Consider the following 14,244-nt stretch of genomic DNA (forward strand, 5'->3'; position numbering starts at 1 on the left):
CTGGATGTCTCGGTCTGGTTTATTGCTGTCTCCTGTTAACGGGTTGCGCCGGCGGCCCGAAGGCGTTCTGGTACCAGATGCGCGTGTCGTGGAAGGAACCAGCAAGGTCGCTATGCTGGTCGCTACGACTCGAAAACCGACAACCACTCCCGGCGAACTTTTTTCAGGTGAACGAGGAGATCAATTGTCTCTGACAGAAATCACCGTTTCAATTCCACCAGATAGCAACCGTAAGGCGGGGCAGATCCAATGGCCTCGACGGTTGCCAGCCGACCCTCAAAAAGAATTCACGACTATGAGCGTTAAGTCAGTTGAGAACAGAGCCGCTGCTCTTGATTGGCTGAAGGGACATCTACCGCCCAGCCGACGTGTCATGGTTTTCGTACATGGTTTCAATAATCGTTACGAAGATTCCGTTTATCGCTTTGCTCAGATCATTCATGATTCCAAAACCGATGTAGCGCCCATCATTTTCACCTGGCCGTCGCGTGCCAGTGTTTTTGACTACAATTACGACAAGGAGAGTACTAATTATTCGCGTGATGCTCTCGAACAGATATTAAAGCAGGGCGCATCTGATCCTAATGTTAGTGAAATTACAGTCATGGCGCATTCGATGGGGTCCTGGTTGACTGTCGAGGCTTTGCGGCAGATGGCAATTCGCGACGGTCGTATCGCGCCTAAAATAAAAAACCTTATACTGGCTTCCCCCGATCTCGATGTAGACGTCTTCCGCCAGCAATGGATGGCTATGGGTAAAGAGCGACCGAATACGACAATCTTTACATCGAAAGATGATCGCGCACTCAAACTGTCGCGCCGAATTTCCGGGAACATTGACCGGCTTGGACAGATCGACCCAGCAAGTGAGCCTTATCGAAGCGGATTGGAAACTGCTGGTATTACCGTAATTGATCTCAGCGCCGTTAAGGCGGGAGATTCGCTCAACCATGGAAAGTTTGCCGAAAGTCCCGAGGTCGTGCAATTGATTGGACAGCGGCTTGTTGCCGGGCAGACAATCACCGATTCAACGGTTGGAATTGGAGATCGTATTGGTGCTGTAGCGATGGGAACGGCGCAGACAGTGGGAGGCGCGGCAAGTATTGTTGTCAGCACCCCCGTCGCAGTGTTCGACCAGAGCACGCGACGCAACTATGATCAGCAGATTAGCAGATTTGGTCGTGCGGCAGGGAACACGCTTGGTGCGGCAGTTGGACAATAGTAGCTCGTTGGTGAACGACATTACGATCGAGCCTGTAAGAATGTGGAGAACGAAAACATGAAGAATTCTTTCGGCCGCTGGCTCCCGGCCCTTATCATAGTAGTGCTTGCTGCGGCAGGCTACTATGCCTGGAAAGCACTGAGCGCGCCCGGATTACCGGAAGGCATTGCTGGCGGAAATGGCCGCATCGAAGCCGTCGAGATCGATGTTTCTACCAAGAGCCCCGGACGTATCCGCGAAATTCTGGCCGATGAGGGGCAATTCGTTGAAGCGAATGCCGTTCTGGCACGCATGGATACGGCTCAGCTCGAAAGCCAGCGCAAACAGGCAGAAGCACAATTGCGGCGGGCCGAAATAAGCATCGATACAGCGAAAAGCCTCGTCGCACAGCGTGAAGCCGAACAAACTGCTGCTGAAGCGACCGTTGCGCAGCGCGAGGCACAGCTGGATGCCGCCAATCGTCGTCTGGCTCGTTCGCAGCAGCTGTCAGAGTCACGCACGGTTTCTCAGCAGGTCCTCGATGATGACCGGGCAACCGCGCAAGGCGCTGAAGCAGCCGTAGGGGCGGCGAAGGCGCAGCTGGCGGCGACCGCCGCTGCGATCAGTGCGGCCAAGGCACAGGTTGTCGATGCAGAAGCTGCCGTTGAAGCGGCAAAGGCCGCAATTGCCACCATCGACACGGATATCAACGATGCCACCTTGCGTTCGCCAAAGCCTGGCCGCGTGCAATATCGCGTTGCGCAACCGGGCGAGGTGCTGTCAGCCGGTGGTCGCGTGCTTAATCTGGTCGATGTCAGCGATGTCTATATGACCTTCTTCCTGCCGACTGCGCAGGCTGGCCGCGTAGCTATTGGGGCAGATGCGCGCATCGTGCTCGATGCGGCACCTCAATATGTGATCCCGGCGACGATCAGCTTCGTGGCCGATGTGGCGCAGTTCACGCCAAAGTCGGTTGAAACGGAAGAAGAGCGCCAGAAGCTCATGTTCCGCGTCAAGGCAAAGATCCCGCAGGATTTGCTTCAGAAATATATTCAGCAAGTCAAAACCGGACTTCCGGGAATGGCTTATGTGAAACTCGATCCCAATGCTGAATGGCCGAAGAACCTCGCGGACACCGTAAAATGAGTGCGGCTTCGATAAAGGCTGGCGTGGGCGACGGCAGCTTTGTCGTTCGCGCTGAGAGCGTGAAGCTGTCTTATGGATTGACGGAAGCGTTGCGCGATATTTCGCTCAACGTGCCTGCCGGTTGCATGGTGGGGCTGATCGGTCCTGACGGTGTTGGCAAGTCGAGCCTTCTGTCGCTGATTGCTGGCGCACGCGTTATGCAGAAGGGCAGGATCGAAGTGCTGGGCGGCGATATTGCCGATAAGCGCCATCGCCAGTCGGCTTTTCCGCGAATTGCCTATATGCCGCAAGGGCTGGGAAAGAATCTCTATCCAACGCTCTCTGTCTTCGAGAACATTGAGTTCTTTGGACGGCTGTTTGGTCATGACAAGCACGAACGTGAGCGCCGCATCGCCGATCTTCTGGCTCGAACGGGGATGTCGCCCTTTGCGGATCGCCCGGCAGGTAAGCTTTCGGGCGGCATGAAGCAGAAGACGAGTCTCTGCTGTTCGCTGATCCATGATCCCGATTTGTTGATCCTCGATGAGCCGACAACGGGTGTTGATCCCTTGTCGCGTCGTCAGTTCTGGGAGCTGATCGACGATATCCGCAAGGATCGTCCGGGGATGAGCGTCATTGTTGCGACGGCCTATATGGAAGAAGCGGAGCGCTTCGACTGGCTGGTTGCAATGAATGATGGCCAGATTCTTGCGACCGGCACGCCACAGGAACTGCTTGAGAAAACCAAAACGCCCAATCTTGACGCGGCCTTCATTGCACTTTTGCCGGAAGAACTTCGTCGGGGGCATAGTGAAGTTGTCATGCCGCCGCGCAATGCGCAGGCAGATAGCGGCATCGCTATCGAGGCAGAGCATGTCACGGTGCGGTTTGGCAATTTTACTGCCGTCGATAATGTGAGTTTCCGTATTCCGCGCGGCGAGATTTTCGGCTTTCTCGGATCGAATGGCTGCGGCAAGTCCACGACCATGAAAGTGCTGACCGGGCTTTTGCCAGCGAGCGAAGGCACGGCGCGGCTGTTCGGACGTGAGGTCGATCCAAAGGATATCGATATACGTCGTCATGTCGGCTACATGTCACAGGCTTTCTCGCTCTATTCCGAGCTCACAGTTCATCAGAATCTTGAGCTTCATGCCAAGCTGTTTGGTATGGCAGAGGACGATACCAAACGCAGAATCAAGGAACTGGCCCAAAGGTTTGATTTGGCTGGTGTTATGGATGATTTGCCGGACTCGATGCCGCTTGGCATTCGCCAGCGTTTGTCGCTGGCTGTGGCATTGATCCATTCACCGGACATTCTCATTCTCGATGAGCCGACATCGGGCGTCGATCCGGTTGCGCGCGATGCATTCTGGCAGATACTTGCCGATCTTTCGCGCAAGGATAATGTGACGATCTTTGTCTCGACCCATTTCATGAATGAGGCCGAGCTTTGTGATCGCATTTCCCTTATGCATGCGGGTAAGGTGCTGATCAGCGACACGCCAAAAGCCATTACTGCAAGCCGCAATGCAGCAACGCTTGAAGATGCGTTTATTGCCTATCTCGAAGAAGCGATAGGTGAGACCACGCCACAGAAAAGCAATCAGGAAAAGGTCGATCCGATACCGGAAAAGAAGCCGGAGAAGAGAATAACGCCTTCATCGAGCTGGTTGCCAAACCCACGACGGATGCTGGCTTTTTCACGTCGCGAAGCGCTGGAGCTCAAGCGCGATCCGATCCGTGCGACACTAGCTATTCTTGGTACTGTCATTCTTATGTTCGTCATCGGCTATGGTATTAATCTTGACGTCGAAGACCTGACATTTGCGGTTCTTGATCGCGATGACACTACGATCAGCCGGGATTATACACAGCAGCTTGCCGGTTCGCGCTATTTCACTGAAAAGCCCCCAATTACCGACTATGACGATCTCGACCGACGGATGCGTGAGGGTGAGATAAGTCTTGCGATTGAAATTCCACCGAATTTTGGCAGCAATGTCGCGCATGGTCGCCCTGTTGAGGTGGCTGCCTGGATCGACGGCGCCATGCCGACGCGAGCGGAAACCGTGCGTGGTTATGTGCAGGGGATGCATGCCAATTGGTTGACGCAGAAGGCGCGTGAGCTTTATGGAGATGCTGCTACCGTCGGCATTTTCAATCTCGAAATCCGCTATCGGTATAATCCGGACGTGCAGAGCCTTGTGGCTATGGTTCCAGCAGTCATCCCGCTTTTGCTTTTGATGATCCCGGCCATGCTCGCTGTGCTGAGCGTGGTGCGCGAGAAGGAACTTGGCTCGATCATCAATTTCTACGTGACGCCGGTTACGAAATTCGAGTTTCTGCTTGGTAAGCAGTTGCCCTATATTGCGCTGGCCTTCCTCAATTTTTTGATGCTGACAGCCTTTGCGGTTTTCATATTCCGCGTGCCATTTACCGGAAGCTTCCTGACCTATGCCACAGCAGCGCTTCTCTATGTCATCATCACGACTGGCATGGGCTTAGTGATATCGACCTTTATCAACAGCCAGATTGCAGCGATTTTCGGCACAGCATTGCTGACGCTCATTCCTGCTGTGCAATATTCCGGCATTATTGATCCTGTCTCATCCTTGCAGGGAGCGGGTGCCTTTATCGGGAAAATTTATCCGACAACCTATTTCGTGACGATCTCGCGCGGGACTTTCTCTAAGGCGCTCGATTTTACCGATCTGGCGGGGTCGTTTCTGCCTCTGCTGATTGCAATCCCGGTGCTTGCCGTTCTCGGCATTGTTCTCCTCAAGAAACAGGCGGGCTGAGATGCGGATTTCCAATATACTCCAGCTTGGTATCAAGGAACTGCGCGGACTGGCGCGCGATCCGATGCTTCTGCTGCTCATTGTCTATGCCTTCACGCTCGCGATCTATACGGCGGCGAAGGCTATGCCTGAAAACCTCAACAATGCGGCTATCGCCATTGTCGATGAGGATCAGTCGCCGGTTTCGGGTCGGATTACGACCGCGTTTTATCCGCCATATTTCGTGCCGCCCAAACTCATCTCGTCTCATGAGATGGACAAGCGCATGGATGCAGGTCTTGATACATTCTCACTCGATATTCCGCCGAATTTCCAGCGTGATCTTCTCGCCGGGCGTTCGCCAACAATCCAGCTGAATGTTGATGCAACACGCATGAGCCAGGCCTTTACGGGTGGTGGTTATGTGCAGTCGATTGTCTCGAGCGAAGTTTCTGAGTTTCTCAATCGCTATCGCGGGGACACGCAAACGCCGGTTGGCCTCAATTTGCGTGCAAGGTTCAATCAGGATCTGAACAAGGGGTGGTTCGGCGCGATCACCAATGTCATCTCGTCGGTGACGATGCTCTCAATTATTCTGACGGGTGCAGCCCTTATCCGTGAGCGCGAGCATGGCACCATCGAGCACCTTTTGGTGATGCCGGTAACGCCGCTTGAGATCATGATTTCCAAGGTCTGGTCTATGGGTATGGTGGTTCTGGTCGCTACGGCCTTTTCGCTGATCGTGGTGGTGCAGGGCGTTCTGGCGGTGCCGATCAACGGTTCACTGACACTGTTTCTGGCAGGAGCTGCATTGCAGCTCTTTGCAACCACCAGCCTTGGCATTTTTCTCGCAACGATTGCCGGTTCGATGCCGCAGTTTGGCCTTCTGCTAATGCTGGTTTTGCTGCCGCTTCAGGTTCTCTCAGGCGGTATAACGCCGCGTGAGAGTATGCCTGATATTATCCAGAACATCATGCTGGCAGCACCCAACACACATTTCGTGATGCTCGCGCAATCGGTGTTGTTCCGGGGGGCAGGACTCAGCGTCGTGTGGCCGCAATTGCTGGCCATGATTGTAATCGGAAGCGTTCTTTTCTTCTTTGCGCTGCGTCGCTTCCGCGATTTCCTGAGATAGTGATAGAAGTTCTACATTAAAATAAAAGGGGCAATAAACTTCATGGTTCGGATCATCGCTCAAGTCATTCTTTCGGCGGCAGGGGTTATTGTTGCATTCTTTGTGTCAAGAGATGAAGCAAATTATCCCGTCTATCAGATGGCCGTCTCACTCCTCATGCTAGTTATTGCGGCGTTGCTTGTTTGGTATGTGCCAAAAATTATGAAGCGAGACTGACGCTAGGGTCAGGACCCATTGATTTGTCACGCTGATTGTGATTCAGACGGGCTCGAAGGAGCCTGAATGATGAGTGATCTCTTTTGGCTGACAGACGAGCAAATGGCACGTCTTCAGCCGTATTTCCCTAATAGCCACGGCCGTCCTCGCGTTGATGATCGGCGCGTTCTGAGCGGCATCATCTTCGTCAATCGCAATGGGCTCAGATGGCGCGATGCGCCGAAGGAATATGGCCCCTCCAAGACACTTTATAATCGCTGGAAACGTTGGGGCGACAAGGGCATCTTCCTGCGGATGATGGAAGGTCTGGCAGTGCCTCAAGCTCCAGAGCGCAAGACGATCATGATCGATGCGACCTATCTCAAGGCCCACCGCACGGCTTCCAGCCTGCGGGTAAAAAAGGGGGCGCGGAACGCCTGAATGGACGCACCAAAGGCGGCATGAACACCAAGCTTCATGCTGTAACGGATGCCAACGGTCGCCCGATCAGCTTCTTCATCACAGCAGGTCCGGTCAGCGATTATACCGGTGCAGCCGCCTTGCTTGACGAGCTTCCCGAGGCCCAATGGCTGCCGGCCAACCGTGGCTATGATGCCGACTGGTTTCGCGACGCCCTACAGGAAAAGGGTATCACTCCCTGCATCCCGGGCAGGAAATCCCGAAACAAGACCATTAAATACGACAAACGCCGCTATAAACGCCGCAACCGCATCGAGATCATGTTCGGCCGCATCAAGGACTGGAGGCGCGTCGCTACACGCTATGACAGGTGCCCTATAGTCTTCCTCTCAGCCATCGCACTCGCCGCTACCGTAATCTTCTGGCTGTGATCAATGAGATGCTGTAACGGGGCCTGCGCCACGCCACCGGCTGACGCATCTTGAAATTGCCCGCAGCAAGCTGTCGTTGTTCCCGTATCGGTCTCAATCGGAGGAATATGGGATGAAGCTGTTCATAGGACTGGATGTATCACTGGCGAAGACTGCGGTCTGTGTAATCAATGAGCACGGCAAGATCGTAAAAGAAGCGCAGGTTCTCAGTGATCCCCAATCGATCGTGGATTTTGCAAACACCCTGGAGGGATCGGTCGCTATCATAGGGCTTGAAGCCGGGCCGCTGTCCCAGTGGCTGCATCGCGGTTTGGCCGATGCCCGGCTGGAAGTTGTTCTGATGGAAACCCGACAGGTGAAGGGTGCTCTGAAGGCAATGCCGATCAAAACGGATCGGCGCGACGCGGAAGGGATTGCCCGACTGCTTCATCTGGGCTGGTTCAGGCCCGTACATTGTAAATCCGTGTCGGCACAGGAAGTTCGTGCACTTCTGTCTGCCCGCAAGGCGATCCAACAAGGCATGATCGCGCTGGAACTGTCATTGCGCGGATTGCTGAGAAACTTCGGCCTGAAGGTCGGCGCCATCTCGCGCGGCCAGTTCGACGCCAGGATCAAACAGTTGGTGGAAGGCAATTCCATGTTGCAAGCAGCGTCCGGACCGATGTTACGCGCGCGCACCAGCCTTCGCCATGAACTGGCGGGACTCGAACGTCAGGTCCGTCTGCTTGCGAAGGACGACGCGGTGTGCCGGCTATTGATGACGATGCCTGGCATCGGGGCGGTCGTCGCCTTAACTTTCCGATCCGCGGTCGATGATCCCGCGCGGTTCTCATCGTCCAAGAAGGTGGGTCCATGGGTCGGCCTTACACCTTCGCGCAACCAGTCCGGTGAGCGCGACGTGATCGGCGGTATTACGCGAGCTGGCGACGCCAATCTGCGAAGAGCCTTGTGTCAGGCGGCTACCGTTATGATACATCGGGGTCGCTCGACATGGCTGAGAAGCTGGGCCGCACAAGTCGCCAAACGCCGAGGTGCAAAGCGTGCGATGGTGGCTTTGGCAAGGCGCATCGGTACCATCCTTCACCGGATGTGGACGGATGGCACCGAATTCTCTTCAGACCGATTGCTCACCAAGTCGGCCTGAGCCTTCACATCAGAACCATATCGTTGACGTCTGCCTGACCGCAGACCTTCGAGGTCCCAACCGGGACGCGGTTCCGATGATGCCGTGGTCAGGACTGTCGCCGGCCTCTGCCGAGCACGCCAATGAGATGGGCACATCGGAATTACCGCACTGGACCAGCATCATGTTGGCAGCTATCGCGCTGACCACGGACCGAAGCATGAGCCCGGGCGGACCTCAAACGAAGGGCAAAGCAAGTCAGGCAGCGGCGAAAGGGGATCTGTCGGGATTATTTACCGCAATGGCACCATGACGGCGCGGCTGCGGTCGTCACTTTTTGCTTGACTGGAACGGCCCCGTTACCGAAGTCCTGACCCTAGAATGTGGTGTTTTGAAACAGTGAGCCCTTAGCTTGAACCAGGGATAAAGCCACTAATGTTGATTACGCTCAATGCATCGCATTTGCCGATCAGTCAAAGAGGTTATATTTCATAATGGAGGTTTTATGGACAGCGTCTTGCTGACGTTCAATACAGGATCATCGACCGTCAAAATCGGCAGTTTTGAATATGATGGTTCGTCTTTGCAAAAATCGGCAAAAGCAGACATCGATTTTGCCGCGACTCCGTTGAATTTTCATATGGAACGCGGCAAGGAACGGCTGGATATTGAACTGCAGACGCAAGAGTCAGCCGATATTGTTGCTGTTCTCAGCGAAGTTTTTGACAAGCTTTCAGCCTATATCGAACTTTCCCGTGTCAAAGCAATTGGCCATCGTGTCGTGCATGGCGGCGATATTTTTGCAGGTCCTGCATTAATTGATGATCGCTCAATTCAGGCCATTGACGATTTGTCGGCCTATGCGCCGCTCCACCAGCCTAAAAGTCTGGCGCTGATTAAAGCAATCCGTCAGCTTTTCCCTGATATTCTGCAAACAGCTTCTTTTGACACAGCGTTCCATCGCACTATGCCGGATGTGATCCGCCGCCTTGCCATTCCACGGGCGATGCACGATCAGGGCATCAAGCGTTATGGTTTTCATGGCCTTTCTTACCAATCCATCGCGCAACAGTTTAACGAGCTTCAGCCCGATTTGGGCCGTAAGAAACTTGTTGTTGCGCATCTTGGCAGCGGTGCCAGCATTTGTGCACTCGATCAGGGTAAAAGTGTTGATACCAGCATGAGCTTCTCCACGCTTGACGGTATTCCGATGGCAACACGCTGCGGCAATATTGATGCCGGTGTGCTGCTGCATCTGTTGAGCCGGCAGAATATGAGCGCTGATGAGGTGACCGATATGCTTTATCATCGCTCCGGCCTGCTCGGTGTTTCAGGCATCAGTGGTGATTGCCGAGACTTGCTGGCAAGTGATGCACCTGAGGCGAAGCAAGCGATTGATCTTTTCACCACCCGTATTGCCGGTGAAATCACTCGACAGGCGACCAGCCTTGGCGGGGTGGATGCCGTTATTTTTACCGCCGGCATTGGTGAACACCAACCGGAAATCCGTGCCCGCATTGCTCGCAAATTACAATGGCTCGGCCTTGAGCTGGACGATACGGCCAACAACAACAATGCTTTCCGCATCACCACGCCATCAAGCAAAATCGCGGCCTTCATGCTCGCAACTGATGAAGAGCAAGTGATTGCTTCTGAAACTCTCACTGTTTTAAACTAATCCTCTTAATAGGTTAAGGAATTCCGGAATGAATAATCAGACTGGCGCCCAGCCGCTTACTCCAGATCAGCTGAAACTGACCGACCGCTATTGGCGTGCAGCCAATTATCTCTCCGTCGGCCAGATTTATCTGATGCAAAATCCGATGCTGCGCGAGCCTTTAAAGCCTGACCACGTCAAACCGCGTTTGCTGGGCCATTGGGGGACAACACCCGGCTTGAACTTCATCTATGTGCATCTCAACCGCATTATTAAAGAACGCAACAAGGATGTGCTCTATGTTTGCGGTCCCGGGCATGGTGGCCCGGGCATGGTAGCGAACACCTATCTGGAAGGCACTTATACTGAAACCTATCCTGACATTACCGAAGATGTTGAAGGTATGCAAAAGCTCTTCCGCCAGTTCTCGTTTCCGGGCGGTATTCCAAGCCATGTGGCACCCGAAACTCCGGGTTCCATCCATGAGGGCGGCGAGCTTGGCTATGCGCTTGTGCATGCTTACGGCGCAGCTTTTGACAATCCCGATCTCGTCGTTGCCTGTGTCGTAGGTGATGGTGAGGCCGAAACCGGCCCGTTGGCAGCAGCATGGCATTCCAACAAATTCCTCAACGCGAAGCGCGATGGCGCGGTGCTGCCGATTCTTCATCTGAACGGCTATAAAATCGCCAATCCGACCCTGCTCGCCCGTATGTCGGATGAAGACCTGCACAGTCTTTTCACCGGCTATGGCTATGAGCCATTTTTCGTTGAAGGCCATGAACCGGAAAAAATGCACCAGCTGATGGCAGCAACTTTTGACATGGCTTTTGACCGTATCAAAACCATTAAAGAGCAGGCCGATCTTAAATCGCCGGAGCGTCCGCGCTGGCCGATGATTATTCTGCGCAGCCCGAAAGGCTGGACAGGACCCAAAGTGGTTGATGGTAAAATGGTGGAGAACCATTGGCGTTCCCATCAGGTGCCGGTTGCCAATTGCCGTGCTGATGATGCACACCGCAAAATCCTCGAAGACTGGATGCGCAGCTATAAGCCGGAAGACCTGTTTGACGAAAGCGGTAAGCTCAAACCGGAATTACGCGCAATAGCACCGGATGGTGAAAAGCGCATGAGCGCCATTCCGCATTCCAATGGTGGCTTGCTGCGTAAGGAACTGAACACACCGGATTTCCGAAAATATGCGGTCAATGTCACCGAACCGGGCGCGGTTGAAGAACAGACCACCAAAATCCTCGGCGACTATCTGCGCGATGTCATCCGCCTCAATGACGAAGAGAAAAACTTCCGCGTCTTCGGGCCTGATGAAACCGCCTCCAATCGTCTGGGCAGTGTTTTTGAAGCAACCGACCGTGTCTGGATGGCTGAAACTTTAGGCAGTGACGACCATCTGGCGGCTGATGGCCGCGTGATGGAAGTGCTGAGTGAACATCTGTGTCAAGGTTGGCTGGAAGGTTATTTGCTGACCGGACGCCATGGCTTCTTCTCCTGCTATGAAGCTTTTATCCATATTGTGGATTCCATGTTCAACCAACATGCTAAATGGTTGCAAGTGGCACGCGAACTGCCATGGCGCAAGCCGGTTGCATCGCTTAACTATCTGCTGACGTCTCATGTCTGGCGTCAAGATCACAACGGCTTCTCCCATCAGGATCCGGGCTTTGTCGATCTGGTTGCCAATAAGAGCGCTGATATTGTCCGTGTTTATTTCCCGCCGGATGCCAATACGCTGCTTTGGGTGGGTGAGCACTGCCTCAAAACATGGAACCGCGTGAACGTGATTGTGGCTGGCAAGCAGCCATCACCACAATGGCTCACCATGGATGAGGCAGAAAAACATTGTGAAGCCGGTCTTGGCAAATGGGACTGGGCAGGCAGCGAAGATGGCATGGAACCAGATCTGGTGATGGCTTGTGCTGGTGATGTGCCGACCATGGAAACATTGGCCGCCACCGCAATGCTGCGTGAAGCATTGCCACATTTGCGCATTCGTGTTGTCAATATTGTCGACCTGATGGCGCTGCAATCACCGCAGCATCACCCGCATGGTATTGCCGATAGTGAATTTGATGCGCTTTTCACCACCGACCGTCCGGTGATTTTCGCCTATCACGGCTATCCATATCTCATTCACCGTCTGGTTTATAAGCGCGCCAATCATCCGAACTTCCATGTGCGTGGCTTTATCGAAAAAGGCACAACCACAACGCCGTTTGATATGGCTGTCATGAATGAACTGGATCGTTATCATCTGGCAATTGAAGCACTCCACCGCCTGCCTTTGGCCGCTGATATTGCCGAGCCTCTGATCACTTCGCTCAATGAGAAGCTGCAAAAGCATCATGACTATGTCCGTGAACATGGCGAAGACATGCCGGAAGTACACGATTGGAAATGGCCGCATAGCCGCGTATCCAAGGCCTGATTGCAGGCATTTACCGGAGTGGTGCATACCGCTCCGGTCTTTGAGTATGTATTCTGATGAATAGTGAATGGTTCTGTCGCGAGTTTTTCACTTCTGCTGCGTTATTGTCGCTTCGGTGCGCATAATTGGTAAGCGCGCATTTCCCTGCGCGTTGACTTCGCCGCTATGAGATGTGCTCGTCTTTTGCCTATGGGCCTTGATCAGGCAGGTGTGGCTTTTGCGAAGTTGAATGGCAGGAGGTCGTTGATATCTGCACGATCTGGACGCTGCGGCATTTCGGTGAAGACGTGCCGCAACCAGGCGAATGGGTCGACGCCACAGGCGCGACAGGTCAGCATAAGGCTGTAGATGACGGCGCTCGCCTTGGCCCCATCGACGGTGTCACAGAAGAGCCAGGATTTTCTTCCGGTTGCAAAAACTCTGATATCGCGTTCCAATAAATTGTTGTCGATCGGCATCCTGCCGTCCTCGGTGTAGCGGGAGAGATACTCCCACTGGTTTCGGGTATAGGAGATGGCATCGCCAAGCTTGGTGTCGGGCACGACCTTGGGGGCCGTCCTGTCGAGCCACTCCTTCAGGGCATTGAGGACCGGAACGCTGTGTTTCTGGCGCGATCGTCGGATGCAATCGGCCCGCGTTTCGCCGTCATCCGGCTTTTCGTCGCGCACCTGCCTTTCAATCCGGTAGAGCTGGTCGAAGAACATCAATGCCTGCGCTGGCGGGCCGCTTTGTTTCTTCCCGGCCTTGAAGGCGTTGACGAAGCGTCGCCTGGCATGAGCCATACACCCGACATGTGTTGCGCCCTTCAGGGTGCGCCAGGCCTGATAGCCATCGCTCATCAGAATGCCGCGATAGTCACCAAGGAAAGTCTGCGGATGCACCTGCCCACGACCGGGCTGATATTCGAGCAGTACAACTGGCTCAAGGCTGTCCTGCCCGCTGCGATAGGCCCAGATGTAGGATTCGTCGGTTGCTTTCCTGCCCTTTTCCTCAGCACCTGCACCGTGGTCTCATCACCATGGATGACGCTCTGCGACAGGAGCCGCTGCTTCAGGGCATCGTAGATGCGAACGAGATGCTTTTCGCTCGAACCGATCACCCAATGGCCAAGAGCGCCCCGGCTGACAGGAACGCCAGCGCGCTCGAAGACCTGTGCCAGACGATAGAGCGGTGTGCCGTCGACATATTTATGAACAAGAGCAAAGGCCAGCGTCGAGGCCGTGGCAATACTGCCCGGCAAGGGCTGTGCGGGCATCGGCGCGATGATGACGGGCGTGCTGATATCGGTGCGTTCACAATTGCGGCAGGCATACTTGGCCCGGGCATTCTGCAGCACCGTGGCCTTCACCTCGATATGCAACTGCTCGGTAACGAGTTCGACCATGCGATGCAATGGGTGCCGGCAGCATGGACAGGTCTTCTGATCGTCGGCAAGGTCATATTCAACGCGTTGACGTGGCAAATTTGCCGGAAGAGGTTTGCGTCCGCATTTCCGGCCATGGGGCTTTTCCATCTCCGGTAATCCCGTATCGGGAAGGTCAGCGGTGGCGGTCTCGTTACAGTCGGCCAGGCCCTCATCAGCGTTGGCCTCAAGAGCAGCGCTCTCCGCTTCGTTGAAGACGCGATCCATATGCTTTTCGCTACGCGGTGCAAAACGATGCAGTTGTGCAAGCGCCAGTTCTTCCTCGAGCTGGTTGTGTCGCAAATTTTCAGCGGGTTAAAGGCAGGCGTATCTCCGGG

The 14,244-nt window shown here is 54.4% G+C and carries 9 protein-coding genes and 1 pseudogene; 9 read left to right on the top strand and 1 reads right to left on the bottom strand.

What is annotated here, in order from left to right:
* Window positions 1-4: 4 nt before the first annotated feature.
* From FJQ48_RS09335 to FJQ48_RS09370, 9 genes are all read left to right on the top strand, one after another.
* Window positions 5-1,222 (top strand): alpha/beta hydrolase, encoded by a 1,218-nt coding sequence (locus tag FJQ48_RS09335; RefSeq protein ID WP_100649051.1) that lies wholly within the window; start codon window positions 5-7, stop codon window positions 1,220-1,222.
* A gap of 57 nt (window positions 1,223-1,279) precedes the next feature.
* Window positions 1,280-2,347, top strand: coding sequence for an HlyD family efflux transporter periplasmic adaptor subunit (locus FJQ48_RS09340; RefSeq protein ID WP_100649052.1), 1,068 nt, complete (start codon window positions 1,280-1,282; stop codon window positions 2,345-2,347).
* Window positions 2,344-5,124, top strand: a complete 2,781-nt coding sequence (gene rbbA / locus FJQ48_RS09345) for a ribosome-associated ATPase/putative transporter RbbA (RefSeq protein ID WP_100649053.1) — start codon at window positions 2,344-2,346, stop codon at window positions 5,122-5,124. Before FJQ48_RS09340 ends, rbbA begins: the two co-directional genes overlap by 4 nt.
* 1 nt (window position 5,125) lies before the next feature.
* Window positions 5,126-6,238 (top strand): ABC transporter permease, encoded by a 1,113-nt coding sequence (locus FJQ48_RS09350; protein WP_100649054.1) that lies wholly within the window; start codon window positions 5,126-5,128, stop codon window positions 6,236-6,238.
* 42 nt (window positions 6,239-6,280) lie between these two features.
* The gene (locus FJQ48_RS22335; protein WP_167387096.1) at window positions 6,281-6,454 is read left to right on the top strand and encodes a hypothetical protein; all 174 of its coding nucleotides are present in this window, start codon (window positions 6,281-6,283) and stop codon (window positions 6,452-6,454) included.
* Between the two features lie 69 nt (window positions 6,455-6,523).
* Window positions 6,524-7,284 (top strand): IS5 family transposase gene (locus tag FJQ48_RS09355; protein ID WP_139974910.1). Its coding sequence is split into 2 segments (ribosomal slippage): window positions 6,524-6,848 and window positions 6,848-7,284, totalling 762 coding nucleotides; the frame shifts between segments, so codons are not numbered across the junction.
* 112 nt (window positions 7,285-7,396) lie between these two features.
* On the top strand, window positions 7,397-8,428 hold the full coding sequence (locus FJQ48_RS09360; protein WP_100649055.1) for an IS110 family transposase: 1,032 nt from the start codon (window positions 7,397-7,399) through the stop codon (window positions 8,426-8,428).
* Between the two features lie 484 nt (window positions 8,429-8,912).
* A complete protein-coding gene (locus FJQ48_RS09365) occupies window positions 8,913-10,085 on the top strand; it encodes an acetate/propionate family kinase (RefSeq protein ID WP_040128197.1) in 1,173 nt (390 codons plus the stop codon).
* Window positions 10,086-10,113: 28 nt separating this feature from the next.
* On the top strand, window positions 10,114-12,504 hold the full coding sequence (locus FJQ48_RS09370; RefSeq protein ID WP_100649056.1) for a phosphoketolase family protein: 2,391 nt from the start codon (window positions 10,114-10,116) through the stop codon (window positions 12,502-12,504).
* Window positions 12,505-12,704: 200 nt separating this feature from the next.
* Here the strand turns inward: FJQ48_RS09370 and FJQ48_RS09375 are convergent.
* A pseudogene (locus FJQ48_RS09375) lies at window positions 12,705-14,197 on the bottom strand (IS66 family transposase); the annotation flags it as partial.
* Between the last annotated feature and the right edge of the window lie 47 nt (window positions 14,198-14,244).

The sequence above is a fragment of the Ochrobactrum sp. CGA5 genome, from assembly GCF_006345815.1.
Taxonomy (GTDB): Bacteria; Pseudomonadota; Alphaproteobacteria; order Rhizobiales; family Rhizobiaceae; genus Brucella.

Coding starts and splice junctions, on each gene's coding strand:
- FJQ48_RS09335 (WP_100649051.1), top strand. CDS start 5: ATGTCTCGGTCTGGTTTATTGCTGTCTCCTGTTAACGGGTTGCGCCGG.
- FJQ48_RS09340 (WP_100649052.1), top strand. CDS start 1,280: ATGAAGAATTCTTTCGGCCGCTGGCTCCCGGCCCTTATCATAGTAGTG.
- rbbA (WP_100649053.1), top strand. CDS start 2,344: ATGAGTGCGGCTTCGATAAAGGCTGGCGTGGGCGACGGCAGCTTTGTC.
- FJQ48_RS09350 (WP_100649054.1), top strand. CDS start 5,126: ATGCGGATTTCCAATATACTCCAGCTTGGTATCAAGGAACTGCGCGGA.
- FJQ48_RS22335 (WP_167387096.1), top strand. CDS start 6,281: ATGGTTCGGATCATCGCTCAAGTCATTCTTTCGGCGGCAGGGGTTATT.
- FJQ48_RS09360 (WP_100649055.1), top strand. CDS start 7,397: ATGAAGCTGTTCATAGGACTGGATGTATCACTGGCGAAGACTGCGGTC.
- FJQ48_RS09365 (WP_040128197.1), top strand. CDS start 8,913: ATGGACAGCGTCTTGCTGACGTTCAATACAGGATCATCGACCGTCAAA.
- FJQ48_RS09370 (WP_100649056.1), top strand. CDS start 10,114: ATGAATAATCAGACTGGCGCCCAGCCGCTTACTCCAGATCAGCTGAAA.